Genomic DNA, 26666 nt, shown 5'->3' with positions numbered 1-26666 from the left:
CTATTGATATCGATAATGCAGCGTGCCGCCGTCGTTCTTCTCGAACGTGACCGGCACCGCTGCACTGCCACCTTGCGCCTGTAACCACTGGGCATAAACGCCCGCCAGCACGGCGCTTAATGCCAGTTGCCAGCGATCAGCATCCACATTGCTGTCGCCCTGCGGCAGCGCGTGGTGTTGAATGAGAATCGCATTTTCCTGCGGTTGCAGTTGGCTGAAACCCCAGTTGAAACGGGCCAGCTGCAGATTTATTTCGCGCTCCAGATCCTGCACGGTGCGCGCTTCTGCTAAAGGATAGCGTTTTGCCAGCGATGCGCCCACGTCGATAAGAAAACCTTCGGCTTCCTCACCCGCATTGTTCAACATGCTTTCAATCATCACGCTCACCAGGTCGAACCAACCTGGCTGATGTGGATGGCTGGCGCGCGCGGTTACTTGCTCACTCATTAGTTGTCTCCGAACATGTAACGGAAGTACAGATTCGCTGTGCTCTCGTTGTAATCGCCAAAGGTGTCGTAGCCTAACTGGCCGCCAATGGTGACATCTTTGTTGATCTTGTAATCGGCACCGGCATGCAGGTTGTAACCGATGCCGTTTTTGCTGTCGCCGCTGTAATAGGCACTCTTCACATAACCCTGATCGGCCAGGCTCTGCATTTGCGCCTGGTATGTCGGATCATTCGGGAAGTAGGCGCTCTTATCCTGGCTGTACGACTGATAACCCACCGAACCGCCGACATTCACTTTCAGGTCGTCAAACTTGCGGGTGAATTCGATAGGGAATGACACCGACGCATAGTTTTGCGGGCTGAAGTAACCGCCCTGGCCGTAGCTGAAGTAGCTGAGGTTTTTCGAGAAGTCCATCCACGACAAACTCATCCCGGCTTTCAGTTCGCGGTCATCGGAGTGGAACGGACGCACATAGGCACCGGCGGTCGCCTGCACGCTATTGTTGCTTGCCACGTTTTCACCGATGTAGCTGTACGCACCACCGCCCACATAGAAACCGGCATCGCCGTTATCGTAGCTCAGTAAAGCGTTACCGCCGTTTTTGGTGACGCGGCCCCAGCGCTTACCGCTGGTTTTGTCTTCGACGCCAACGTAAGAGAGCAGGCTGTCAGTCATCGCGCGACGTTCACCGGTGAGGATCAACGTCAGGAAGTCAGTCAACTTCGGCGACCACTGCACACCACCGACCAGCGTGCTCAGATCCTGCCCGAGCGGGGTACTGCCGAGGTCAATCTTGTAGCTGTCGCCTTTCAATGCCAGGTTCAACTCAACGCCGGTGGCCTTCTGCGAATCGGTGGACGAGGAAGGCACATCGTCAATTTTGGCATCGCCCGAGGCCACCACATTCCCCTGCACCAGGGCGTTGGTGCCGAAGCGACGCCATGCGTCACCGGCCGCACTGCCTGCCGTCAGAGAAACCGGAGTCATAGTGAAGTCAAAGCGTGACTCGCCAAACGGCACGGTGGAGAAAGTCAGCGGCGCTTTGGCTTCGGTCAGTTTACTCAGACCCGATTCGCCATCACGACCGCGCACCTGCATTTGCCCCTGCACCCAAGTACCGGTTTTTTCTTGCAAATCGTCCATCATGTTGTCGATTTGACGCAGCGTCTGGCTCTGCTGCACCGCTGGCGTATTACTTGCCAGCGTCACGCCTGCGGCACTACTGGTGGAGGCATCCGGTGCTGACTGCCAGGGCATAACTGCGCCATAGGCAGAAGGAGAACCTGAAACCGGCGATGTGCTGCGGTTGATGAACGGGTTGTCGGCCAAGGCCAGACCACCGACGCTCGGCACGCTGCCCGTCTGTGCACCTTGCAGGCCAATCAGCTGACCGCGTGCGGTGCGCAAGTAACTCATCGCCTGGCTATGCTCGCCGTTGGCTTCCGCCACGCGTGCCAGCAGCAGCAGACGGTCTGGCGTCTGCTCATTGCGCAGGCCACGCGTTAAGGTATTCGCCTTATTCACATCATTATTGGCCAGCGCCACATTGATGGCTCCGGTACGCGCGTCTTGCGTTGGCGTATCCTGGGTCATCAGGTAGTCATACACCACACCGGCTTCTTTATTCATCTTGCCGGACTGATAGAGACGCGCCATCGCGAACATCAGATCGCGGTTTTGTGGATCGTGCTGCAGTGCGCCCACCAGCTTGTCATAAGCGGCGGCGTACTGTTTCTGCTCGCGCAGGCGATCCACTTCATTGATCACGTAACCGTTACGAATACTCGCCAACTGAGTCGGTGTACTGCGCGACTGCAACTCTGGGCTGCTGAGGAAGCTCTGCGCTTCGGTATTCAGGCCAGCCTGGTTCAGCACCGCCACCTGAGCGGCATAGTCACCGGCGTTACCCTGAATGCCACGCTGCATATTGCTGCGCACCACCGACACGGCGGTAGTGAGATCGCCCGCTTTCGCCAGCTTCTGCGCCAGATTACCCGCATCCACCGGGTTAGCTGGCGGGGTAGAGGCCAGCGCACGCAAGGTGTTCGCGGCGGCGGCATTTGAACCCTGCGCCAGATATTGATCGGCGGTCGCCATTTGCAGGTTGAAATTCACACGCTGCGCCAGTTCGCGCATGTCGCTGCTCTTGCTGCCGTTAGGAATGCGCGACAACAGTAAACTGGCCTGCTGCCAGGCACCGCTTTCGCTGGCGTTCAAGGCACCGGCATACAGCTCATTGGTGCTGGCCCCGCTGCGCATGGCAGGCTGCATAATATTGGCGGCCATCATGTTATCGCCCTGGGCGCGATAAATACGCGCCAGGTCAAGACGCAACCAGCCGTCGTTCGGATAGCGCTGGATACCGCTGTTGAGTGTGGCAATCGCCGCACTGTTGTTACCGGCAGCCAGTTCACGTTTGGCCTGCGCACGGATCGGATCGGTGCTGCTGCCGCGCGGTGCCACGCTCTGACGCACACTGTCTGGCAGTGATGCCAGCAAGGTATTCGCCTCTGCGCTGCGGTTTTGCTGACGCAATACGTAGAAAAGACCTTCTTTGGCATTACGGTTATTGGCATCCGTTTGCAGGATAGCGCGATAGGTTTGCTCTGCCTGATCGAGTTGATTGCTGCGACGCTGGACGTCCGCGCGGAACAGCTTCGCCGCAATGCCTTTCTCACCGTCGGCCTGCGCCAGCGGTTCACTCAGCGCCAGCGCCTGGGCGCTGTCACCGTTCTTCAGCGCCTGCTGGGCAGTCGCCAGTTGGGCATAAAAGCGCGCATCCGCCGCCTGTTTCTGGCGTGTATCACTCTGGTCGCCGCCCAACTGCGCGGCGCGTGTCAGGTAGTCCGCCGCTTCGGCGTAACGCCCAGCACGCTGAGCCACATAGCCCATACCGGCCAGCGCATCGGCATCCTGCGGGTTGGCCTGCAGCACCTTTTCAAAGTTGTTCTGTGCATTACTGACATCACCGCTGTTCAGCGCGGTAAAGCCAGCGCCTTTCTCAGCTCCACCGACGTTTTTACGGTAGTAATCCATCACCGCATTGTCCTGCGGATGGCGCTGCTGCCAGGTTTGATACAGCGAGGCATCGGACGCCTGTGGCCCCAACCACAGCAGCGCCTGACGCAATGAGCGGTCAGCATCTTTATTGCCATCGGCGAGGGACGCGAGCAAATCAATCCCCTGACGACGGGTGGATTCCTGATAGGTCATCGCCTTACCCAGCGCCAGTTTCGCACCAGTGTCCTGCGGATGGTCGGCAGAGAACTGACGCAGCGCTTCTACCGCCTGAGGCAGCAGTGCGCGGTCACCCGCCATCGTCAGATAATATTCTGCCGCCACGCTCGGGGGTGGCTCATTCCCGTTAAAGGTATTACGCCAGGTTTGCAGTGATGCCGCAATGTTGCCGCTGCGCGCCTGCTGGCGCGCCAGCGACAGCTGCGCCTGTGGAATGGTTTGCAGCTGACGCGCGTTATCCAGTTCGGTGAGATGCGGATCGTTGGGTGATGCCGCGCTCAGGCGTGCACGCCATTGCGCCGCTTCCGCCGTGCTACCACTCTGCTGCGAATAGAGCGCCAGCAGATAAAGCGCCTGAGTGTTGTTTGGCTCCACCATCAGCACTTTCTGCAGCGAAGATTTGGCTAAATCGTCATGCGCTTTCTGATGCCAGTAAGCCGCCTGATCGAACAGCGCTTGTAACGCAGGATTGGTACTCTCTGCCGCCAACAGCGGCTGAGAGAGCGTCAATGCCCCACCCAGAATCAGGGCATGACGAATACCGGCACTTAACAGATTTTTTTTCATTGTTTTTATCCTTACTTCTTGCCGGACTTGCTATCAGCTTTCGGGTTGAGACGTCGCCACGCATGACGTTTCAGCATCGCCCAGGCGCCACCGCCTACCAACGCTGAGAGCAGCAGTGCCGCCAGCGCCATCAGCACGGAGTGCTGGTTGGCATACCACACCACCATCATGTACCACGGCATTTCACCGCTCGGGAATTGCGGTCCGACACGGAAGCTGCGAATGCCGTTCTCATCGGTGATGATGGCGGTATCGCCACGAATACCGGCGTTGATGCGTGAAGAGTTCAGGTCTTCATGCAGGCGCAGCAACTGTTGGTCGCTGGTCGCCACGGTCATCACCACCAGACGATCCGCATTCCAAGGCGAGCGATAGCTGACAAAGCCACGCCACGCTTCGTTCGAGGAGAAGTAACGATCGGCATCCAGCTGCTGGCGATACCAGTCACCGGTCAGCCAGCCGCGCAGTTTGTCCCAGGTGGTCGGGTCTTTCACGCCCAGCGTATTGCCACTGGTTTCATACGGCGTATTCGCCAGCATCTGCTGGTTAAACTCGCTGTTCTGCGTGGTGCTCACCGCCAGCAGATCGCTCTGCTGCAGACGCGTCAGATTGGTGCCGCCATTCGGCAGGCCAAACAGCACCTGGTTCTGCACCAGCGGCACGCCTGTGGCATTACCGGCGCGTGAGGACATATCCAGCAGCGTGGAGATCTCGGCATCGGTAGGTTTTTCTGGCAATAACAAGGTGGTCTGGGAGAAGTCTGCCAGACGTGAGAACGGGAACGACGCGCCCACGAAGTACGACAGGTTCGGCAACATGGTGAAGTGACGCGTGTGGCTCAGATCGATCCACGAATCATCTTCAATGCGGCTCTTGATGTTGTTGTTGAGCAACACACCGCAAGGCGCATCCGCTTTCGGCTTGATGTTGAAGTACAGCGCCAGCTGGTTGTCACCGTAAATCAGATACGGCTCCAGCTTCAGGGTGTAATGCTCCTGACGCGCATCGCCGCCCAGACGATGCCAGGCGCTCTCCAGCAGACCGACTTTATTCACCGTCAGGTTGCGCAGGAATGTGCCGTTAATCATCACGTTAAGGAACGATTTGTTCTCATCAATCCAGCTTTCTGATGGGAAACGGTAGTGCAGTTCCACCGGAATGGTGTCGCCATCCCACATGAACAGGTCCGGTGCCGCGCGGAAGTTGACGCTCAGCGCATCGTGCCAGATACCGGTGGTGGTCAGGCTTTGATCTTTACGCAGCAGCTCGCTCAGGCGCACGGGACGGCTGGTATTGATCCAGCGTGGCGCGTCATACGGCTTACGCACACCAATCTGCTGCGGCTGAACGTTCAGGCTGCTGGCATCCGTGGTCAGCGGCTGGGTGGTTAAACGGTTTGCCGCCTGGCGTAACTGCGCGTCGTCCGCTCCTACCACTAACAGCAGTTTGTAGACCGGGTTGTTCGGGTTATCGATCACTTGCAGCAGTGGGCCATTGGTGGCCGGCAAGGTCACCGAACCAATCTTGTCACCCGGATGACCGACCAGGATGCCGTTGTGCTCTGGCAGATCGCCACGCACCACCGGGAAACGGATACCGCGATAATCAGACTGAATCCCCATCCAGGAGGCCACTAACGCTGCGGCGCTCACGCTGTCAGGTGCCACATTGGCGGCAAAACCAAAGGTCACGCTGGCGGGCGTCATGCGTTGCGCATCAATGAACGGACGCGGGAAGTTGCGCAGGCTGGTGCCAATATTTAACTGCTGCCCTTCAAGGCTCAGCGTGGTTTTCGGCAGAATGGAGACCTGATACTGCTGCGCACTCTCTTTTTCGCACAGCAGTTTATCCGCATCGTTGATTTTGAAGCTGAGGTTGTTGCTCGACACCACCATCGCCGCAGGAATATCCAGCTGATAGTCGCTGACATCGCTGTCGCTGGAGCCCAGCGGCAAGGTGCCCAACGGCTGGCCGTTGAGCATCAACTGCAGTGAGGTATTGCGCGCCGCCAGCGCTGCAGAAACACGCAGCGACAGGTTGAGATGCGCATTGGTGATGACTTCATCACTTGGCAGGGTGAACACAATACCGGATTGCAGCTGACCACCTGTCAAGGTAATACCCTGCGGCTGGCCCATCTGTGCCACCGTAATCGTGCTGCTCACCGGCTGGTTCAGCATGGCCGTCACCGGCGCGGCGGCTACCGGAGCAACGGGCGCAGCAGGTGCGACGCTCGGCAACACCATTTCCGGTGCAGGAGCCATATTGTTGTTCGTTGGCGCACTATCAACCGGTGCAGGCGCCGCGCCCGTCGTATCGGCTGGCGCAGCGTTCTCAGTGGCGGGCGCGTTGTCTACCGGTGCGTAAGGCGTGGCACCGGCGGCTTGTTGTAACTGCGTATCCGCTTCACTCTGAATCCCTTGCGGTGGCGGCACGTCAGACAGCGCCGAGCTGTCTTGGGTGACCGCAGGCGTTTCCGCCCAGGCAGGCGCGAGCATCAGCGCCGTTGCCAGCGAGCTCGCCAGCAACGTTTGAGTCAAGTTCTTCATGCAGCGCTGTCCTCTTTTACGGCGGCCTGGTTGTCACGCTTATGCTTCTGACGGCGATCTTTCCAGGTCAGCCAGAACAGCTCAAACACGGTACGAATAATGGTGCCCAGTGAAACCAGCGGGTTGTCCTGTTTGTACTCGGGCTGAATCCACGCATCGGCACGCGCAAGCACCACGCGCACCAGTTCACGGCGGCGCGAGAGCGGCATATCGCCAAAGCGCAGACGAATGGTTTCGTCATCGCCGGAGATTTTGCTCACCGGGATAGTGATAGCGCCCGATTTCAGCAGCAGGTCAATCTCTTCGATTTCATCGGTCTCGTGGCGATTGTCTGGCGCATCCAACTGCGCACCGCCCATCGACAAGTCGCTGGTTTGGGTACGTGAAGAGATGCCGCTCGCATAGTGAATCACCGCCGGAATCTGCACTTCGATACGAATGGTTTTACGTACCTGCTTGGTTTCACGCGCCACGGCGATCGCCGCCATCAGGATGATCAGGCTGAATACCGCCCAGCCGACGTTGAGCGCGATAACATAAGGGTCAACGCCGAAGTAGTCATGCGCCGTGGCGCGCACCACACCCGCCACAATGCCGATGGTCAGCAGCACGGCGACAATCACATGTGGACGCACGATGTGGAAGTCAAAGAAGCCCTGATCCAGCAAACCGCCTTTATCCGTTACGTTAAATTTCCCGCGCTTAGGGGCCAGCATGGTCAACAGCGTTGGAATCACGAGGTGGAAACACATCACGGTTTCGTAGATTTCACCCCAGAAGGTGTAACGGAACTTGCCGTTCATGCGGGAGTTGACGTACAGCGACATCACCAGGTGCGGCAGCACGTAGGCAAAAATCAGCGAGGCTGACGAGTGAATGATGTTCAGGTTGAACAACAGATACGCCAGCGGTGCCGTCAGGAAGGCCACGCGCGGCAGACCAAACTGGAAGTGCAGCATGGCGTTGAGGTAGCACAGGCGTTGCTGCCATTTCAGACCACGGCCAAACAGCGGGTTATCAACACGGAAAATCTGCGTCATGCCACGCGCCCAGCGGTTACGCTGTATGACGTGCAGGCCCAGACGTTCGGTAGCCAGACCAGCAGCCAGTGGAATCGCCAGGAAGGCAGATCCCCAGCCCAGACGCTGCATTTTCAATGCGGTGTGCGCATCTTCGGTCACCGTTTCAACAGCAAAACCACCGATCTCTTCTAACGCACTGCGACGGATAACCGCACAGGAACCGCAGAAGAAGGTCGCATTCCAGTTATCGTTGCCCTGCTGCACCGGACCGTAGAACAGTGCACCTTCGTTTGGAATGCTGCGCGCGGCGCGCAGGTTACGCTCGAATGGGTCCGGAGAGTAGAAGTAGTGCGGCGTTTGTAACAGCGCCAGCTTAGGATCTTTCAGGAACGGGCCGACCGTCGCCTGCAAAAAAGTACGGGTGGCAACGTGGTCACAGTCAAAGATGCAGATCAGCTCACCTTTGGTGATTTTCATCGCATGATTGAGGTTACCGGCTTTCGCATGGCTGTTGTCGTCACGGGTGATGTATCCCACGCCCACATCCGCCGCAAACACCGCAAACTCACTGCGCTTGCCATCATCCAGTAAATAGACTTTCAACTTGTCGCGCGGATAATCGATGCACTGCGCCGCCAGCACGGTATCACGCACGACATCCAGGCTTTCGTTGTAGGTCGGCACGTACACATCCACCGTTGGCCACAGGCTGGTATCCTCCGGCAGCGGTTCAATGGTGCGTTTCAGTGGCCAGGTGGTCTGCAGGAAGCCCAGAATCAGGATCAGCCAGACATACAATTCGGCCAGATATAAACCGATGCCGAGAATGGCTTCGATCTCTGAATTAAATTGCAGCGTCTCTGTGGTGCGCCACCAGATATATCGGGTCGACATCAGCGCAGAAAGAATAACCATCACAACGGTTATTTTGCGGCTTTTGCTGAAGCCCAGTAGAAACATCATCCCGATGCTGATTAAGCCAAAAATATATTGTTTTTGGCTGTCCATAGGCGTGATGACGATTACCGCGGCGACCGGTGCAAGCACCAGTAGCAGCAGGTAAAACCCGAGTTTACTCATGATTCACCCTAAAGAAGCTGTGTTGTTATTATTGCGCCAGGCAACAGCCTGGCTTATTTAATAATGACTGCGAATGGGCGCCTGAACTTCACCGTTACCCACGGTAATATTCAGGATATTTGCCACACGTTTGGCCACCAGTTCGATATCAAACGCGGCCGCAGAGGCAGGGCTGAAATCAAACACCGACTGTTGTGAAGCATTGGCTTCCGCGACGCTTTCATCACGGTGCACCACACCCAATAAGTTCTCACCCAGACGCTGCTGCATAAAGCCGGTGACTTCACGGCTAATATTGCGGCGGTTGTCGCTCTGGTTAAGCACAAAATAATGACCACGTTTATTATTCAGTGGCTGACCTATCATGCGGTCATTTTCAATTTGCGGCAGAAGCGAGACAGAAGCGGTATCTGCGAGCATCACCACTAAATGCATATCGGCAAGTGCGGTCATGGCTTTAAGCGCCGGACCTGGACCTGGAGGAAAATCAGCAATAATCACCAGTCCCGGATAATTCAGCACGGTATCCAGGCCGCGTTTCAGGAAATGCGGATCTTTAACCAGATTCTCTTCGAAACGCTCACGCTGATCTTCAGTGACGTCACCGTACGGCATAACAAAAATATTACCGCCGGTGGTGAGAATGGACTGGCTCCAGTCGGCCTGCTCTTCAGAGCGGGCAACAAAACCACGGCCGTCGTGCAGCGGTACACCAAAGTGCAGACGCAAAGCGTTCTGGACATCGAAATCGATTGCCAACACCTTGCTGCCGGCGCGCGCCAGACTCCATGCAAGATTGGCCGCCATGGTGGTTTTCCCTACTCCCCCTTTAGGCGAGCACACACAAACTAACGGCATAGCGCGATTTTCTCCAGTAACGGTTTTAGTAGTGTTTCTTTAGAAATATTAGCAGGTTCCGCGGGGCGTGAACGGAACAGCGCACCAAAGCGAGACGGTGCAGCAGCAGCCGGCTGTAGCGGTGCGGCAAAAGTCGGTGATGACTCAGGTGTCGCAACCGGGCCAGCGCTAACCACAGTGTGTGGGGCGGGCGCAGGTGTGGCCGCAATCGGTGGGGGTGCTGCCACGAGGGGCGCAGGTGCTGCGACAGGTTCAGCAGCCGGTTTCGGCGGCGGCGGCGGAAACAGCGAAGTGGTCGCCTGGCGCTCAACCACGGTCGCTTTCGGCGCTTGCGCGATTGCTGAAGGTGCGGGTTTCGCCGCTGGAGCCGGTGGGAATAAGGAAGAAACACCACTCGGCGGCGCAGCGGGCACGGATTCTACCGGCGCCGTCGCGGCCAGGCTGTCGAGAATCGATCCGCGTGTAGTGCTGCCAGCGGCAGCGATTGGCGCCTGCAGAGGTGCAGGTTGCGCAGGTGCAGCAAACTCATCACCTCGGATCGGTTGGGGTTGCGGCAGGTCAATGCGCTGACCGCTGCCTAATTCCGGCTCATTATTCGTGGCCAACTGGCGAATAATGGCCCATTGGCTGTGATCCGCGTCCTGCGATTGCCCAGACATATCCTTAAAAGCGATATCAAGCGTGTGCGTTTTTTCTTTGAAACGCTGCAGATCGTCGTAATTCTTCATGATCAGAGCCTGTAAAAACGGGAGGGAATTTGCCTGGAATATAACACACACATTAAAAGACGGTGAGAGAAATCTGATTATTAAAACAACATGTTCAATAAAAGAGTTTTATCTTCCTGATTGAAATTCTACATATGCAAATAGCATGCTGTTATTTATGGCCGGAGATTAATTAATATCGATTAACTGAAATAATAACGGGGTTAACATTAATCTAACTTACTGAAAAACCTTCAAAGTGGTTCAAGTTACGGATTTTACACCTGTGTGATAACACTCACACAATCCTGACATTATTCAGAATTTGCCTTAACGATTTATATCGTAATCAGGACCAATTTATTACTGATTCACTGGCGTAATACATTTCAGACCTCTTTTTTTTCTCCGCACTCAGCCGTTAATTTTACTGAAGTATGAACCAGCAAAAAAGAAAGGCTCCCGAGGGAGCCTTTAGCTATTTTTGGCGGTAATTTACGGAACGCCCACTGGCTGATTCTCATCCTGATCAACCGCAAAGCAGGCGATTTGCTGTTCGCCATACTGTTTTAGCTTGGGCTGCAATTGTACACAGCTGCCAAAACGACGGCGGCAGCGCGCGTTAAAGGCACAGCCCGGCGGTGGATTAAGCGGGCTGGGCAACTCACCGGTAAGTTTGATGCGCTCACGGCGCTCATCTGGATTAAGCCGCGGCGTGGCAGACAACAATGCCTGAGTATAAGGATGGCGAGGATTGTTGAAGATCGCCTCTTTGCTGCCTTTTTCAACGCAGCGGCCCAGATACATCACCATCACTTCGTCGGCAATGTGTTCAACCACGGACAGGTCGTGAGAAATGAACACATACGACAAACCCAAATCCTGCTGCAAATCCATCATCAGATTGAGCACCTGCGCACGCACCGAGACATCCAGCGCTGAGACAGGTTCATCGGCAATCAGTACGTCTGGGTCGAGCATCAAACCACGCGCAATGGCGATACGCTGACGCTGCCCACCGGAGAACATATGCGGGTAGCGGTCATAGTGTTCGGTTTTCAGACCGACCTTCGCCATCATCTCCAGGGTTTTTTCCCGGCGTTCCGCTTTGCTCAGCGAGGTGTTGATCACCAGCGGCTCTTCAAGAATCTGGCTGATTTTTTTGCGCGGATTCAGCGAGCCATACGGGTTCTGGAAGATAATCTGAATTTTCTGGCGACGCAGCTTTTGGGCCTGCGGATCGTGCTTCAGCAAATCCTGACCATGCCAATAGAGCTGCCCTTCGGTTGGCGTTTCAATCATGGTTAACAGGCGACCCAGCGTGGATTTACCACAGCCAGACTCGCCCACCACCGCCAGCGTTTTGCCACGCTCAAGGTTAAACGAGACGCCATCCAGCGCTTTGACCAGGCGCTCCTGGCCAAACAGCCCTTTCTTCACCGGGTAGTGTTTTTTCAGGTCAATCGCCTGCAGCAGGTAATCCTGCTCAGTGTTATTAAGACTCATAAGTCGGTCTCCCGGCATCATCCAGTGGGAAATGGCATTTAGACTGGCGGCCCGGAATGTCGCGCAGTTCAGGTTCTTCACGGCGGCAGCGGTCGGTCACGTACGGACAGCGTGGGTTGAGCAGACAGCCGGTTGGGCGGTCATATTTGCCTGGGACCACACCTGGCAGCGAAGCCAGACGCGCTTTATCGGCGGCAAACTCCGGCAGCGCACGCAGCAGCGCCTGGGTATACGGATGACGCGGCGCTTTGAAGATATCCACCGCTTTACCGCTTTCCACCACCTGACCTGCATACATCACGATGATGTGCTGCGCGGCTTCCGCCACCAGCGCCAGATCGTGGGTAATCAGGATCAACGCCATGTTTTCTTGCTTCTGCAAATCCAGCAGCAGTTCGATGATCTGTGCCTGAATGGTGACGTCCAGCGCGGTGGTCGGCTCATCTGCAATCAACAGCTTCGGTTTGCAGGCAATCGCCATGGCGATCATCACACGCTGGCTCATACCGCCCGACAGCTGGTGAGGGTAGACATCCAGTCGCGAAGCCGGGTCGGGAATGCCCACCTGCTCCAACAGGTCGATGGCACGCTGACGACGGGTGCTTTTGCTGCCACCCTGATGCACTTTCAGCGCTTCCATAATCTGGAAACCGACGCTGTAGCACGGGTTAAGGCTGGTCATCGGGTCCTGGAAGATCATCGCCACTTCAGCGCCCACCAGCTGGCGGCGCTCTTTTTCGGAGATGCGTTGCAGGTCACGCTGGTTGAATTCCAGCTTTTCGGCCATCACACGGCCGGGGTAATCAATCAGCCCCATGATCGCCAGTGAACTGACAGATTTACCCGAGCCGGATTCACCGACAATCCCCACCACCTGGCCTTGTTCAACCTGGTAGCTGATGCGGTCTACGGCGCGGAACGGTGTTTTTTCGTCGCCGAAATGCACCGATAATTTTTCTACATTTAATAATGCCATCTCGGTGCCTCTTTACTGCTTGAGTTTCGGGTCGAGTGCGTCACGCAGACCATCGCCCATGAGGTTGAATGCCAGTACAGTGAGCAGGATGACGACACCAGGGAACGTCACCACCCACCAGGCACTTTGCGCATACTGCAACACGTCGGAGAGCATGGTGCCCCACTCTGGTGTTGGCGGCTGCGCCCCCATTCCGAGAAAGCCCAACGCCGCCATATCGAGGATGGCATTGGAGAAACCTAATGACGCCTGCACGATCAGCGGTGCCAGGCAGTTAGGCAGAATATTGACGAACATCTGGCGCAGGGTACCGGCCCCCGCCACGCTAGAGGCGGTGACGTAGTCGCGGTTGACTTCCACCAGCACCGCAGCACGGGTCAGACGGATATAGTGCGGCAAGGCGACGAAAGTGATCGCCAGCGAGGCGTTGACAATCGACGGGCCGAAGATCGCCACCAGCACCAGTGCCAACAGCAAGCTTGGCAGCGCCAGCATGATGTCGACCAGACGCATGATCACGGCATCCACCACTCCGCCGAGGTAACCGGCCATCAGGCCAAATATCACCCCGAGCACCAGTGAGAGCACCACCACCAGGCAACCCACCAGCAGAGACAAGCGCGCACCGAACATCAGACGCGAAAGGACATCGCGGCCAACGTCATCGGTGCCGAGAATAAATTTCCAGCTACCGCCTTCCTGCCACACCGGCGGGTGCAGCAGCGCATCGCGGAACTGTTCAGCGGGCGCGTGTGGCGCCAGCACATTGGCGAACAGCGCGATTAGCAGCATCAGAATGATGTAAACCAGGCCAATCACCGCGCCTTTGTTACGTTTGAAGTAGTGCCAGAATTCCTGAATGGGGGTCATCGGCTTGGGTGCAGCGGTCACGCTTGCGGGATCAACAGTAGACATGATTCCCCCTTATTTCTTATGTCGAATGCGCGGATTAACCACGCCGTACAGCAGATCAACCAGCAGGTTGACCACAATAATCAGAATCGCCACCAGCAGCACGCCACCTTGCACCACCGGATAGTCACGGCGCTGCAGCGCTTCAATGAGCCAGCGACCGAGTCCCGGCCATGAGAAGATGGTTTCGGTCAGAATCGCACCGGCCAATAAGGTGCCAACCTGTAAACCGATAACGGTGACCACCGGCAGCATGGCGTTACGCAGTGCATGCACCACAATCACGCGCATGCGCGTTAAGCCTTTGGCACGTGCGGTGCGGATGTAGTCTTCACCCAGCACTTCCAGCATCGAGGATCGCGTCATACGCACAATCACCGCCAGCGGAATGGTGCCGAGTACGATGGCCGGCAGAATCATGTGCATCACGGCATCTTTGAAGTCACCCGGTTCGCCCCAGATCAGCGTATCAATCAGCATGAATCCGGTCAGAGGATGGCTGTCATCAAGGAAGATGGTGTCACTGACACGTCCAGAGACCGGCGTGAGGTTCCATTGGACCGACACCAGCATGATGAGCATGATGCCCCACCAGAAAATTGGCATTGAGTAGCCGGTCAGTGAGATACCCACCGCAGTGTGATCGAACACGGAACCGCGCTTCACCGCCGCCAGAACCCCCACAGGAATCCCTACGGCCACGGCAAAGATCATGGCGCAGATACCGAGTTCCAGCGTGGCTTTAAAACGAGGAACGAATTCATCCCAGACTGGAATGCGGCTTTTCAGCGAGATACCGAGATCGCCATGCAGCACACCATTGATGTAGGTGATGTACTGTTTCCACATCGGCTGGTCGAGACCAAACTGGGCCATCAGTTGGGCATGACGTTCAGGAGAGATACCGCGCTCGCCCGCCATGATCAGCACCGGGTCACCGGGGATCAAATGGACAAACGCAAAGGTCAGTAAGGTAATACCGATAAACGTTGGGATGACAAGGCCCAGACGTCGGAGTATGAATTGCAGCATAAGCCGGGTTCTCAGTCTTTTCCCGTGGCGTTGCCGCCAGGGTCTACATTGCTCACAACACGCAGCCGGCATGGCCGGACGCGACGCAAGAAGCGCTTCAAATACCCGTCAACCTTCACGCTGCAACTGCGTTGGCTTCATTCGCTCACCCCAGTCACTTACTTGAGTAAGCTCCTGAGGATTCACCAATTCGCCGCCTTGCTGCAGAGTGAATTATTTAGGGTATGCATTAATTTAGCCGGAAAAAAAGTGCGGAGTTCGGGCGACGAAGGGGCCGCCCGAGGGCCAGCAGCGCTGGCCCTACCCGCGATAATCCGAAAGGTTATTCCTGGATATCGACGTTTTCGAAGTGATGTTTGCCTAATGGATCAACCACATAACCGGTCACTTTCTTACTCACTGGCTCATAGACGGTTGAGTGAGCGATGATCAGCGCTGGCGCCTGGTCATGCATCACTACCTGAGCCTGCTTGTACAGTTCAATACGTTTGTTGTGATCGGCTTCAGCACGTGCAGGCTGAATCAGGTCTTCAAACGGCTTGTAGCACCAGCGAGAGTAGTTAGAACCGTCTTTCGCCGCTGCACAGCTGAACAGCGTGGCGAAGAAGTTATCTGGGTCCCCATTATCACCGGTCCAGCCCATCATGACGGTCTGGTGTTCACCGGCTTTAGCACGCTTGAGGTATTCGCCCCATTCGAAGGTGACGATTTTGGCTTTGACGCCAATTTTCGCCCAGTCAGCCTGAACCATTTCGGCCATACGGCGCGCGTTCGGGTTGTAAGGACGCTGTACCGGCATTGCCCACAGGTCGATGGAGAAGCCATCTGGCATGCCTGCTTCTTTCAGCAGTTCTTTCGCTTTAGCAGGGTCGTAAGCGTAGTCTTTAACAGCATCGTTGTAGCCCCACATGGTCGGTGGGATCAGGTTTTTCGCGGCCTGGCCAGCGCCCTGATAAACCGCATCGATGATGGCTTGTTTGTTGACCGCCATGGTCAGTGCCTGACGCACTTTGACGTTATCCAGCGGTTTTTTCTCGGTGTTAAATGACAGGTAACCGACGTTCAGACCAGGCTGTTCCATCAGGTTGATTTTGTCATCTTTTTTCATGCTGGCGATGTCAGCCGGGTTTGGATACGGCATGACCTGGCACTCACCTTTCTGCAGTTTGGCGTAACGCACAGACGCATCCGGGGTGATGGAGAAGACCAGGCGATCAATCTTCGGCTTAGTGCCCCAGAAGTCTGGGTTCGCTTTGTAGAGAATGCGCGAGTCTTTCTGGTATTGCTGCAGCACGAATGGACCGGTGCCCACTGGGTTGAGGTCCAGTTTTTCTGGCGTGCCGGCTTTGAGCATGTTGTCCGCATACTCTTTAGACAGGATTGAGGCGAAGTCCATGCCAAGGTCAGCAATGAACGGCGCTTCAGGACGGGTCAGGGTGAAGCGTACGGTGTAGTCGTCAACTTTGTCGATTTTGGCGATCAGCTTAGGCATGTCCATGCCTTCGAAGTATTCGTAGCTGCCGCCAGAAACACCGTGATATTTGTTGTTTTTGTCGAGCTGGCGCTCGAAGGAGAACACGACGTCATCGGCGTTGAATTCACGGGTTGGCTTGAAGTCTTTGGTGGTTTGCCACTTCACGCCTTTACGCAGGTGGAAGGTATAAGTTTTACCGTCCGCGCTGACGTCCCATTTTTCTGCCAGGCCCGGCTGCAGCTCAGTGGTACCGGTTTTGAACTCAACCAGGCGGTTGTAGATCGGTACGGAGCTGGCATCGTAAGTGGTACCCGATGTGAAGAGCTGTGGGTTGAAGCCTTCCGGCGAACCTTCTGAACAGTAAACGAGGGTTTTCGCCTGGACACCCGCGGCAACAGTCATAGCAATCAGGCTAAGACCGACCTTCAGCATCCTGGATTTAGCCAGGGAGTTGATCATGTTTTGCTCCATTGTGATGTGATGTTGTGTGCGTCGCCCGACCTCTGAATTTTTTTATGCGGTTCGGGCAGCATGCGAGTGGTTTATTTTCTCCGACAGAAAAACGCTGTCAGGATCGCCCTACTCTGCATGTTATTGACGCATCAATTTGTCAACAGTTGCAAAGAAGGTCAATACAAGGTGGGGTTATTTACACAGAGTGTGAGTAAGTGCAAGCAACGATAAAAAACACCCTTCTCGCGCTGAGCCAAAATTAAAAAAGGTGATAAAGCGCGCAATGCCGCGTGATTATCTGGCTATGCAGTCAAATGACAGTGATTATCACCGCTAAAAAACACACAAAACTTGTTGGTAAATGTCGATTATCTGAACGATTCCCCGTGCGTTATGACGTTCAGGCAGCGAAATATGCTGGGTTAATGGCATAAGAAATCAGCAAAAAGCAAAAAGCGGTCATAAGAAGAATGTGTCGCGAATTAAGCATCCAAAGCTTATTTAGCAAGGGATGAGACAGTAAAAGTTAGAGTAATGGCAAGAATATGAGACTTGATTCGCGGAAAGCGTAAATTGCCAGTTTTGGGCAAAAATCTAATCGCTTCTGATTCAACGCTTGGCTCAGAGAAGGGGGCTCGATCGCAAAGACGGCGTAAATACATCCCTGTAGCCTCTACCGCCGGAGTATTCGCCCCATCCATGGGGCTCACCCGCAAGCGGGCAACGCTTCGCGTTGTGCAAAATTGCTCCCGGCAATTTTGTCCATGCGGCGGACGCTTTGCTAACCGAGCCCCCTTCCCATCGCTAATTGGCAGCAGTTTCGCTGTTCTAAAAACACGCTGCGGAGTTGGGCAAAGGAGGGAATGCGGGGTCCGGAGTAAAGCGTCACACGCCAGGGATGGCGTGTGCCGAGCGATCAGGGACGAGACAGCGTCTTTACGGAGCGACCCCGTATTTCATCCTGACAGGTACGTTTTTGAATGTAAGCAGCCTGATCTACAGACGAAAAAAACCCGCTTTTACAAGCAGGTTTCTTAAATATGGTCGGCGAGAGAGGATTCGAACCTCCGACCCACTGGTCCCAAACCAGTTGCGCTACCAAGCTGCGCTACTCGCCGATGGGGGCGAATATTACTGCTCCCACTTTAGAGCGTCAATCCCTTTTCCATTTTTTCCGGCCGATCGCCTGAAAAGCAAGCAGTGGGGCAAAAAACCCCACCGCTCAATGGTTTCACAGCAAAGCTTACAGCGTCTTAGCTGGGGTCGCGGCAGGCGCCTGACACCAGTTATTCGCTGGGTTAATTCCGCCATCCGGCGAACTGTAGCCCAGACAGCCTAAAATCGTATCAAACAACTCCACATGACGATGGGTCTTACCCACGCGCTGCTGGGCCTGTAAACGATCGAAGTTACTGCGATTGGTCGGGTCAGCCAAATACTTATCGGAAGCCCACACCATCATCGGCACACGGAACTGCTCTGGCGGAGCCATCTCACGCGGTGTGCCGTGCAAATGCATATTCTCGCTGATCGACTCACCGTGATCGGCGGCATAAAACACGATGGCTTTCTTATCACGCAACTGATCGAGCACGCTATCCAACATGGTATCGACATACAGAATCGAATTGTCATAAGCGTTAATCAACTGCGCTTTACTGCAGGTCTCATCCACGCCCATACACTCGGGCTGATAACGGGCAAAACTACGCGGATAACGCTGTGAATAAAGATAATGTGAGCCCTTGGTATGCAACACCACCAAATGCTTACCTTTCGGGAAACGTTCCAGTGAAGCCTGTAACTCCGGCACCAACAACATGTCATCGACGGCTTTACCCTGATTACGCTTCTCTGAACCAATTTGCTCGCGGAACGAGAAATTATTCACATCGGCGTTATCGTAAAACCACACTTCGCTCTGCATCGCGAACAGCTCGGAAGTGAAGCCCAACTCCTTCATCACCGCAAACACATTCTGCTCTTTCAGCGTGCGTCCTGGGTTATCCATGGTGCCGCCCTCGCGCACAAACATACAACGCAATGACAGCTTGGTTGCGGTATCGCAAGACTCACCACGAAACGCCACCAAATTCTTCTCTTTCGACAGCTTCGGCGTGGTATCGCGGTCATAACCTAACAGGCCCATATGATCCCAGCGCGTGGTCTCGCCAATCACAAACACCACATAGGTATCATCAAGCCCGGCTGGCGCAACGTAAGTAAACTTCTTCGCCGGGTCCAGCAACTCCGCGCCATCCATCTCCTCATCGACCTTGGTCCAGGCAAACAAACCTAACGCCGCAATCCAGTTAGAAGGCAAATAAGAGTGCGCCACCACACCGCCGTAGCTCGGCAAATCAATATTGGTGATCTCTTCATTCACCTTTTGCAGCTTGTCGAAATAACGAATCGGCAGCCACACCAGTGCCACGCTCAGCAGCAACACCAGGGTCGGCTTCAAACGCTGCCCTGGCGTCTTTAACTGCTCAAACAGTGTCTGGCTCAGATTATTACGCCAAATCAGCAGCAGCGGCAGGGCGCTCACCAGCACCATCCACACCACAAAATGCAGGCCAATCACTTCTTTTGAAAGATCGACATCGGTGGTCATCACCGACGCGACAATGCCGTAGCCAATCACCACGTTGAAGAAGGTCATGTAATAGGCAGCAGCGACCGAAATCACTACGCACAAGGTGGCGAGAATGCGATAGGCCCACTTTCCACCGAGCGACAACAACCGCATCAGGAAGAAGGTCAGCAACACCGCGGCCAGCACTTCTGCCCCAGCAGACAGCCAATCAGTAAGGGTGGATTTCGTTAAGAAGCCGTCAAAACGGCGATAAAAAATCGGCAAATTCAACAAGATGCCGAGATACAACGCAAGCAGCAGCGACAGCTTTTGCTGCGTTAAACTCTTAATATAATTCATCTATTTTTCAATTCCTGACCCGGTGTCAATAAACCAACCTTAAATGTGACTATTTAAAGTCAATAGAGTTCGTCCGTGAGAGAGAAAAGCGCAAGCAACGAGCAGGAACGGGACGAATCTGAACCGGAACGGCATTGAGGGCGCATGCAGCGCAGCAGTAGAACATTTAACCAATGGTTAGACCAGCGAATTGTATTTCGATCCCATTAAAGGTGAAAAAGGCCCCTCTCGGAGCCTTCACACAGCATCAGTTAATAATATTCAGCGTCACATCAATATTGCCGCGCGTCGCATTGGAATACGGACAAACGATGTGTGCCGCATCCACCAGCTTCTGCGCTTCTGCTGCGTCCATCGCTGGCAGGTGAATGTTCAGTTTGGCTTCGATACCAAAGCCGGTTGGGATTGGGCCAATACCCACTTCACCCTCAATCCACGCGTCTTTTGGCATTGAAATCTTGTCACGGCCAGCGACAAACTTCATTGCACCAAGGAAACAGGCTGAATAACCCGCCGCAAACAGCTGCTCTGGGTTGGTCACTTCGCCGCCTGCACCGCCCATCTCTTTTGGCACACCCAGCTTCACATCCAACACGTTATCAGAAGATGTCGCACGTCCATCACGACCACCGGTGGCTTTGGCTTTTGCGGTATAAACAACTTTATCTAAAGACATGATAACCTCACTATTCGCTATATAATCGCGCACGACTTATCAATGCGCAGTTTTTACCTTGATATAAAGAATGCCGCCACAGCGGCATCCACCATTTTTTATCTGGCGCGATTCAGATTGTCGCGCAAATCATCCAGCTGGTTTTTCAGCGCCGTCATGGCTTCGTTGTCACAGGCTGTGGCGCACTGCACCGCTTCGGGAATGGTTTGCGCTTTCTCACGCAGCGCACGACCTTCATCGGTTAACGTCACCACCACCTGACGCTCATCCTGGCGCGAACGCTGGCGGCGCAATAATCCGGCGGCCTCCAGACGTTTCAGCAACGGCGTCAGCGTGGCGGAATCGAGGAACAGCTGCTCGCCAATCTCCGATACCGTCACATCATCCTGATTCCACAACACCAGCATCACCAGATATTGCGGATAGGTAATCTCCAGCCCGGCCAACAGTTGACGGTAGACTTTATGCATCGCGAGATTCGCCGAATACAGGGCGAAACAGAGGTGTTGATCAACCTGGAGTGGCATCTGCTTCACTTTTTTGTCATCTTGTTTACTGTTCATGCGATTCAATATAGATAGCGCGCTAGACAATTGCAAGCAACTTTATTCCGGAGCGTGAAAGATGCGTGATTCACTGGAAGAGCAAGCGCGCCGTTATGCCACGCAAGCACATGCTGCTGCGGGACAGCGTCGCAAATACACCGATGAACCCTATATTGTGCATCCAGCCGCAGTAGCCGAACTGGTGCGCAGCGTCACCGATGATGAACAGATGATTGCCGCCGCCTGGCTGCATGACACGGTAGAAGACACCCCCAGCACCATACAGGACATCGAAAGTCACTTTGGCCCGCGCGTGGCAAAGCTGGTCGATATGCTGACAGACAGCGCCCAACCCAGCGCGAAAAATCGTGCCGCTCGTAAACTGGCGCACTTTCGTCATACCGCGGAAGCCTCACCCGACGCGCAAACCATCAAGCTGGCAGACATCATTGATAACACCCGCGCTATCGTGCAGTTTGATCCCCACTTTGCCCGCATCTATCTGGTGGAAAAACAGATTCAAATTCAGCTATTAAATGAAGGCGATAAGCAACTGTGGAAGCAGGCCGAGCAGATTATTCAGCACGGAATCGGCCAACTGGCGCAACCGCCACACAGCGTGCCGGAGAGTTGGTTTGTGAAACAGGCGGCGAAGTACGGTGGATTGAGCTGAAAAAAAACCCGCCGTGCAGGCGGGTCAGAGAACCGATAATCGATCTTAATCCAGCAGTTGTCGCCCCAGATACGGGTTTGCTTGCAACAACTTCATCAATTTACGTGCCGTAGCGGATGGGCGCGTACGTTGCGCCTCCCAGCTTTTTACTGACGAAACGCTCACCCCCATCACGCGGGCGAACTCATCCACCTGCATGCCGGTCATTTCGCGTAAACGCTGTGGCTCGGGAACTGATACTTCATTGAGGGAGATTTCTGATACGGCGTGCTGCGCGTCACGTGTCAAAACAATCTGCTCAAGGCTACTAAGCAACTCGACCATTGGATCTTTTATTTCCATAGAGAACTCCTTAAAACTCACTATGAAGCACGTGAAAGTAGAGAGGTAAGCGCCAGTTGGCGCTGAAACCGACGTGTTGCACACTGCGAAAGATGTCAAAACGATGCAACAAATAGCCGGGACTCTTAGTATGGGTCAGATCCCCGGCTTTGCTGCCTGATTGCTGATTATTTTTTATTCTTACTTATGTCACAGCGGGATCGATCACCATAAGTAACTGACCCGCCTGCACTTGCTGCCCGGCCTGGCGATACAGCGTATGGATTTTTCCACTCACCGGCGCCACGATCGGGATTTCCATCTTCATCGATTCGAGAATGCCTACCGTGGCTCCCGCTTTAATGTCACTGCCTTCGTCAACCAACCATTGCCACACGCTACCCGCCACCTGGCTCTCTACCGGGCGACAACCCGCAGGCACCGCGATCTCTTCTGAACTCTGTTCCTGCAACTGACTGTCAAACGTAAACTGACCTTCCGCACGCCAGCGCGCCAGTTCGCTGTCGAATGCCTGCTGACGCTGCTGCTGGAAGTGCTCAATCTCAGCGGCCTGTTCCGTCAGCATCGACTGATAATCTGCGAGGCGGAATTCGCCCTCCTCCACGCGCAGCGGGTAATCCCCCCACGGGAAACGTTCGCGGATCGTCAGTAACTCCTCGGCGCTGACCGGATAAAATCGGATTTGATCAAAGAATCGCAGCAACCACGGCTGGGTAAAGGCTGCGGTCTGTCGATCGCGGTTCCACATCTGCATAGTGCGGCCAACAAACTGGTAGCCCCCCGGCCCTTCCATGCCGTACACGCACAGATATGCACCGCCAATGCCCACCGAGTTTTCCGCTGTCCAGGTGCGAGCAGGATTGTACTTGGTGGTGACCAACCGATGGCGCGGATCGAGCGGCGTCGCCACCGGCGCACCGAGATAGACATCGCCCAGCCCCATCACTAAATAAGCGGCGCTGAACACAATCTCTTTCACCGCATCAACACTTTCAAGGCCATTGATGCGACGGATAAATTCGATATTACTGGGGCACCAGGGCGCATTGGGGCGCACCGACTGGTCATAACGGGTGATGGCTTCACGGCAAGCGGCATCGTCCCAGCTGAGTGGCAACCACACCGTGCGTGACGGCACGGCCGCATCAGACAAGTCGCCTAGTTGCTGATCAGCGTGCAATATTTGCGCCAACAGCTCACTTCTTGCGCAGGTCTGCGCATCGTAATGCACCTGCAGTGAACGGATGCCGGGGGTTAACTCTTGCTGACCCGCCAGCGGATGCGCTTCCAGCCACTGCATCAGCGCGTGCACGCGAAAACGCAGCGCGATATCCAGCATCAGATCGCCATATTCCACCAGCAGGAATCGGTCGCCCGCTGCACGCACGCTGAGCGACGGACGCCCATTCGATGCCGCATGATGGTGCAACACGGGATCAATCAGGGGCAGTGCAGCATTCACTGTAAGCGGTGCTGATTGCAGTTTGATGATCTCTTCACGTTGCGCCTGCGCCAGACGATCGGCGGTAGTCAGATCGATCGGCAGAAAGCGCACACGATCCCCGGCTTTCAGCTGACCCAGCTTCCACAGATCGGCTTCGACAACCGTGGCCGGGCAAACAAAACCACCCAGCGAGGGGCCATCGGGGCCGAGGATCACCGGCATGTCACCGGTGAAATCCACGGTGCCGAACGCATAGGCGTTGTCGTGGATGTTGGAGGGATGCATACCCGCTTCGCCACCATCGCTGCGCGCCCAGGTGGGTTTGGGGCCAATCAGACGAATACCGGTGCGGCTGGAGTTATAGTGCACCTGCCACTCCGCAGCAAAAAATTCCACCATATCCTCATCGGTGAAAAAGGTCGGCGCACCGTGCGGGCCATACACCACCCGCAGCTGCCACTCCCCGTTGAGCGCGGGCACTAAAGACGCAGGAAGTGTCGCCTCTGGCAACAGCTTAGGCGAGGCCAGATGCAGTACGTCACCGGCACGCAGTGCGCGTCCCGCGTGTCCACCAAATTTACCCAGCGTGAACGTACTGCGGCTACCGAGGTAATGCGGCGTATCCAGCCCGCCCGCCAGCAACAGATAACTGCGGCTGCCCGCACTGACCTCACCGAGCGTCAGGGTTTGCCCCGCTTGCGTGCGGATAATCTGGTGCATCGCCAGCGATTGCTGATCCAAATCGGCGGCGATCGGCGCGCCGGTGAGCACAAAGCTGCACGCCTGATTAAAACGCAGGGTCGGGCCATGCAGCGTGATCTCCAGCCCGGCGGCCTGCGCATCATTCCCCAACAAGCGGTTGCCCAGTTGGAATGATCGGCTGTCGAACGGACCGGAAGGCGGCACGCCAACGTGCCAGTAGCCCACGCGCCCTGGCGCATCTTGCACCGTGGTTAAGGTGCCACCGCTGAGAATATCCAGCGTCGGGGGTTGCCACTGGATACCGCCCAACGTGGCAGTAATGACGCGCCCCTGCTGCACCTCCGGCAGTGCGCAGAGATGGCGCAGCCACAGCAAATTGGTTTCGATACCGTAAAGCGCCGTTGCATGCAGCGCCTGCGCCAGGCTACCGAGCGCCATATCGCGATCGGCGGCGTGCACGATCACCTTTGCCAGCATCGGATCGTAGAAAGGCGACACCTCCATACCGCTCTCGACACTGCTGTCGATACGCAGCGTGGCCTGATCGATTTCGGTCGGGAACTGCACATGGTTGAGTAAACCGGCACTCGGCTGGAATTGTTTAGCAGGATCTTCTGCGTAAAGCCGCACCTGAATGGCATGGCCGTGCGCCTCGGGTTGAAGAGAGGCAAGAGGCGGCAAGGTTTGTTGCGCCAGCTCCACCATCCAGCGTACCAAATCGACGCCGTAGACCATTTCCGTTACGCCATGCTCAACCTGCAAACGGGTATTTACTTCAAGGAACCAGAACTGCTGGCTGGCATCGTCGTAGACATACTCCACGGTGCCTGCGCTACGATAATTCACCGCACGCGCCAGCCGCACCGCCGTGGTCTGTAACTCAGCGCGCACCGCATCGCTCAATCCCGGTGCCGGCGTCTCTTCCATCACTTTTTGATTGCGGCGCTGCGCCGAGCAGTCACGCTCGCCCAGGGCAATCACGTTGCCCGCGCCATCGCCAAAGATCTGCACTTCAATGTGGCGAGCGCGTGCGATAAATTTCTCTAAAAATACGCCATCGTCGGCGAAATTATTGCCTGCCAGGCGTTTGACGCGGGTAAAAGCCGCGTCCAGCTGTGTTGCATCATCACAGCGCTGCATGCCAATACCGCCCCGCCCGCGGTGCTTTTCAGCATCACCGGATAGCCAATCTCATTGGCCATCACCTGCGCCTCTTCCAGCGAAGTGAGCAGGCCACTGCCCGGCAACAACGGCACCTGGTTTTCCTGCGCTAATGCACGCGCGCGATGCTTGAGGCCAAATGCCGCCATCTGCTCAGCGCTTGGGCCGAGGAATTGCACGCCAGCCGCGACACAGCGGGTGACAAACTCCGGGTTTTCACTGAGAAATCCGTAACCTGGATGCACCGCCTGCGCGCCGCTTTGTGCGGCAATCTCCAGTAATTTATCTTGGTTAAGGTAAGTGTCTCGTACCTGCCCGTCGCCCAACGACCAGGCTTCGTCCGCCAGACGCACATGGCGGGCATGGCGATCGGCTTCGGCATACACCGCAATCGCCCGGATATTCATCGCTTGCAGGGTACGGATAATACGCACGGCAATCGCGCCACGGTTGGCAATCAATACGCGATCAATCATGAGTGAACTCTCTTATTACGGCAGGTCGTCCTGCGCGGACCGTGACGGCAAAAAACGGGTCGTCCCGTTGCGTCAAAGGATCACCACACGCTAACTAAGATGGGCGTTGGGTTGTAACCGTTGCAGGGGTTGTTGAGCTGCGGGCAGTTGGAGATCAGCACCAGAATGTTCATTTCTGCCACCATCTCAACATATTTACCCGGTGCCGAGATGCCGTCGGCAAAGGTCAATCCGCCGTCGTGCGTCACCGGCACATTCATAAAGAAGTTGATGTTGTGGGTGATGTCGCGGCGCGTCAGGCCAAATGCTGGATTCTCTGCCACCGCCAGCATCCAGCTATCGCGGCAGGAGTGCATATGCCGTTTTTCCAGATCGTAACGCACGGTATTGCTCTCGCAGGAACAGGCCCCACCGAGCGTATCGTGGCGGCCACAGGTATCGGCGGTGATGGTCAGCATCGGGCGATCGGCATTGGAACGCAGCACGCTACCGGCGCTGAGGAACACATTCTTCTGCCCGCGCAGTGTATCGCTCATGCTGTAGCGCTCGGCGGTGTCGTCAGCATTAAAGAACAGGGTATCGGCCGCCTGATTGCCTTCCAGATCGGTTATCCGCAGCGTCTGGCCCGCTTCAATGCGCTGCAGCCAGTAATCCCCGGCATTTACCTGCTGCTGGAATTGCGCATCGGCGAGGTTGAGTACACTTTCATTGATCATCACACTTCTCCTTGCAGCTGATACAGCGCGTTATTGCGCAGGCCGCGCTGGTTTTCTCCACGTTGCAGGCAAATTTCTGGCAGCGGCGCGCGTTGGGCATCGAGTTCGATCTGCACCAGCTGGCGCGGATAGTCGCTGGCCGCGCTCAATGGATGGGGGCAGGTGTGCAGAACC

The 26666-nt window shown here is 55.7% G+C and carries 17 protein-coding genes, 1 tRNA gene and 2 pseudogenes; 1 reads left to right on the top strand and 19 read right to left on the bottom strand.

The features are described from left to right. From bcsD to PSSD_RS15485, 15 genes are all read right to left on the bottom strand, one after another. Entirely contained in the window at window positions 1-447 is a 447-nt protein-coding gene (gene bcsD / locus PSSD_RS15555; protein ID WP_058972847.1) for a cellulose biosynthesis protein BcsD, read from the bottom strand. Next, the gene (locus PSSD_RS15550; protein ID WP_058972846.1) at window positions 447-4253 is read right to left on the bottom strand and encodes a cellulose biosynthesis protein BcsC; all 3807 of its coding nucleotides are present in this window, start codon (window positions 4251-4253) and stop codon (window positions 447-449) included. Before PSSD_RS15550 ends, bcsD begins: the two co-directional genes overlap by 1 nt. 11 nt (window positions 4254-4264) lie before the next feature. After that, window positions 4265-6802 carry a cellulose biosynthesis cyclic di-GMP-binding regulatory protein BcsB gene (gene bcsB, locus PSSD_RS15545; RefSeq protein ID WP_058972845.1) on the bottom strand — a complete coding sequence of 846 codons (2538 nt, stop codon included), beginning with the start codon at window positions 6800-6802 and terminating at the stop codon, window positions 4265-4267. Beyond that, window positions 6799-8904, bottom strand: a complete 2106-nt coding sequence (gene bcsA / locus PSSD_RS15540; protein ID WP_052205981.1) for a UDP-forming cellulose synthase catalytic subunit — start codon at window positions 8902-8904, stop codon at window positions 6799-6801. Before bcsA ends, bcsB begins: the two co-directional genes overlap by 4 nt. Window positions 8905-8961: 57 nt before the next feature. Further along, window positions 8962-9762 carry a cellulose biosynthesis protein BcsQ gene (gene bcsQ / locus PSSD_RS15535; protein ID WP_039329151.1) on the bottom strand — a complete coding sequence of 267 codons (801 nt, stop codon included), beginning with the start codon at window positions 9760-9762 and terminating at the stop codon, window positions 8962-8964. Next, the gene (gene bcsO / locus PSSD_RS15530) at window positions 9753-10490 is read right to left on the bottom strand and encodes a cellulose biosynthesis protein BcsO (protein ID WP_058972844.1); all 738 of its coding nucleotides are present in this window, start codon (window positions 10488-10490) and stop codon (window positions 9753-9755) included. The genes bcsQ and bcsO overlap by 10 nt, the downstream gene beginning before the upstream one ends. Before the next feature lie 474 nt (window positions 10491-10964). Then, entirely contained in the window at window positions 10965-11975 is a 1011-nt protein-coding gene (gene dppF / locus PSSD_RS15525) for a dipeptide ABC transporter ATP-binding subunit DppF (RefSeq protein ID WP_058972843.1), read from the bottom strand. Beyond that, complete coding sequence (dppD, locus tag PSSD_RS15520) at window positions 11965-12951, bottom strand: dipeptide ABC transporter ATP-binding protein (RefSeq protein ID WP_058972842.1); 987 nt, start codon at window positions 12949-12951, stop codon at window positions 11965-11967. The genes dppF and dppD overlap by 11 nt, the downstream gene beginning before the upstream one ends. Before the next feature lie 12 nt (window positions 12952-12963). Next, on the bottom strand, window positions 12964-13866 hold the full coding sequence (gene dppC / locus PSSD_RS15515) for a dipeptide ABC transporter permease DppC (RefSeq protein WP_058972841.1): 903 nt from the start codon (window positions 13864-13866) through the stop codon (window positions 12964-12966). 9 nt (window positions 13867-13875) lie between these two features. Continuing rightward, window positions 13876-14895 carry a dipeptide ABC transporter permease DppB gene (dppB, locus tag PSSD_RS15510; RefSeq protein ID WP_039334996.1) on the bottom strand — a complete coding sequence of 340 codons (1020 nt, stop codon included), beginning with the start codon at window positions 14893-14895 and terminating at the stop codon, window positions 13876-13878. A 322-nt stretch (window positions 14896-15217) separates the two neighbouring features. After that, the gene (gene dppA / locus PSSD_RS15505; protein WP_039335000.1) at window positions 15218-16828 is read right to left on the bottom strand and encodes a dipeptide ABC transporter periplasmic-binding protein DppA; all 1611 of its coding nucleotides are present in this window, start codon (window positions 16826-16828) and stop codon (window positions 15218-15220) included. A 1035-nt stretch (window positions 16829-17863) separates the two neighbouring features. Beyond that, window positions 17864-17940, bottom strand: a tRNA-Pro gene (locus tag PSSD_RS15500). 125 nt (window positions 17941-18065) lie between these two features. Next, a complete protein-coding gene (gene eptB / locus PSSD_RS15495) occupies window positions 18066-19757 on the bottom strand; it encodes a kdo(2)-lipid A phosphoethanolamine 7''-transferase (RefSeq protein ID WP_039335003.1) in 1692 nt (563 codons plus the stop codon). A 247-nt stretch (window positions 19758-20004) separates the two neighbouring features. Beyond that, on the bottom strand, window positions 20005-20433 hold the full coding sequence (locus PSSD_RS15490) for an organic hydroperoxide resistance protein (RefSeq protein WP_058972840.1): 429 nt from the start codon (window positions 20431-20433) through the stop codon (window positions 20005-20007). 98 nt (window positions 20434-20531) lie between these two features. Beyond that, window positions 20532-20996, bottom strand: a complete 465-nt coding sequence (locus PSSD_RS15485; protein WP_039335005.1) for a MarR family winged helix-turn-helix transcriptional regulator — start codon at window positions 20994-20996, stop codon at window positions 20532-20534. A gap of 61 nt (window positions 20997-21057) precedes the next feature. Between PSSD_RS15485 and PSSD_RS15480 the strand changes: the two genes are divergently transcribed. Then, window positions 21058-21651: an HD domain-containing protein gene (locus tag PSSD_RS15480; protein WP_058972839.1), complete on the top strand. Its 594-nt coding sequence runs from the start codon at window positions 21058-21060 to the stop codon at window positions 21649-21651. A 45-nt stretch (window positions 21652-21696) separates the two neighbouring features. Here PSSD_RS15480 and PSSD_RS15475 read toward each other — a convergent pair whose 3' ends face one another. The 4 genes and pseudogenes from PSSD_RS15475 to PSSD_RS15460 form a co-directional block, all read right to left on the bottom strand. Next, entirely contained in the window at window positions 21697-21993 is a 297-nt protein-coding gene (locus PSSD_RS15475) for an HTH-type transcriptional regulator (RefSeq protein WP_058972838.1), read from the bottom strand. 184 nt (window positions 21994-22177) lie between these two features. After that, window positions 22178-25776: pseudogene (gene uca, locus PSSD_RS15470) on the bottom strand (urea carboxylase). Window positions 25777-25856: 80 nt separating this feature from the next. Continuing rightward, window positions 25857-26492, bottom strand: coding sequence for an urea amidolyase associated protein UAAP2 (locus PSSD_RS15465; protein ID WP_058972837.1), 636 nt, complete (start codon window positions 26490-26492; stop codon window positions 25857-25859). After that, window positions 26492-26666 (bottom strand): annotated as a pseudogene (locus tag PSSD_RS15460) (urea amidolyase associated protein UAAP1); the annotation flags it as partial. The pseudogene PSSD_RS15460 and the gene PSSD_RS15465, both read right to left, overlap by 1 nt.

The organism is Type-D symbiont of Plautia stali, assembly GCF_001485335.1.
In the GTDB taxonomy this organism is placed as follows: Bacteria; Pseudomonadota; Gammaproteobacteria; order Enterobacterales; family Enterobacteriaceae; genus Pantoea; species Pantoea vagans_C.
The sequence above is the reverse complement of the archived record's forward strand: the minus strand, read 5'-3'. Positions and strand labels throughout refer to the sequence as shown.

Bases quoted from the DNA above. Each gene is read 5' to 3' on its own strand.
- bcsD (WP_058972847.1), bottom strand. From the start codon at position 447: ATGAGTGAGCAAGTAACCGCGCGCGCCAGCCATCCACATCAGCCAGGT.
- PSSD_RS15550 (WP_058972846.1), bottom strand. From the start codon at position 4,253: ATGAAAAAAAATCTGTTAAGTGCCGGTATTCGTCATGCCCTGATTCTG.
- bcsB (WP_058972845.1), bottom strand. From the start codon at position 6,802: ATGAAGAACTTGACTCAAACGTTGCTGGCGAGCTCGCTGGCAACGGCG.
- bcsA (WP_052205981.1), bottom strand. From the start codon at position 8,904: ATGAGTAAACTCGGGTTTTACCTGCTGCTACTGGTGCTTGCACCGGTC.
- bcsQ (WP_039329151.1), bottom strand. From the start codon at position 9,762: ATGCCGTTAGTTTGTGTGTGCTCGCCTAAAGGGGGAGTAGGGAAAACC.
- bcsO (WP_058972844.1), bottom strand. From the start codon at position 10,490: ATGAAGAATTACGACGATCTGCAGCGTTTCAAAGAAAAAACGCACACG.
- dppF (WP_058972843.1), bottom strand. From the start codon at position 11,975: ATGAGTCTTAATAACACTGAGCAGGATTACCTGCTGCAGGCGATTGAC.
- dppD (WP_058972842.1), bottom strand. From the start codon at position 12,951: ATGGCATTATTAAATGTAGAAAAATTATCGGTGCATTTCGGCGACGAA.
- dppC (WP_058972841.1), bottom strand. From the start codon at position 13,866: ATGTCTACTGTTGATCCCGCAAGCGTGACCGCTGCACCCAAGCCGATG.
- dppB (WP_039334996.1), bottom strand. From the start codon at position 14,895: ATGCTGCAATTCATACTCCGACGTCTGGGCCTTGTCATCCCAACGTTT.
- dppA (WP_039335000.1), bottom strand. From the start codon at position 16,828: ATGATCAACTCCCTGGCTAAATCCAGGATGCTGAAGGTCGGTCTTAGC.
- eptB (WP_039335003.1), bottom strand. From the start codon at position 19,757: ATGAATTATATTAAGAGTTTAACGCAGCAAAAGCTGTCGCTGCTGCTT.
- PSSD_RS15490 (WP_058972840.1), bottom strand. From the start codon at position 20,433: ATGTCTTTAGATAAAGTTGTTTATACCGCAAAAGCCAAAGCCACCGGT.
- PSSD_RS15485 (WP_039335005.1), bottom strand. From the start codon at position 20,996: ATGAACAGTAAACAAGATGACAAAAAAGTGAAGCAGATGCCACTCCAG.
- PSSD_RS15480 (WP_058972839.1), top strand. From the start codon at position 21,058: ATGCGTGATTCACTGGAAGAGCAAGCGCGCCGTTATGCCACGCAAGCA.
- PSSD_RS15475 (WP_058972838.1), bottom strand. From the start codon at position 21,993: ATGGAAATAAAAGATCCAATGGTCGAGTTGCTTAGTAGCCTTGAGCAG.
- PSSD_RS15465 (WP_058972837.1), bottom strand. From the start codon at position 26,492: ATGATCAATGAAAGTGTACTCAACCTCGCCGATGCGCAATTCCAGCAG.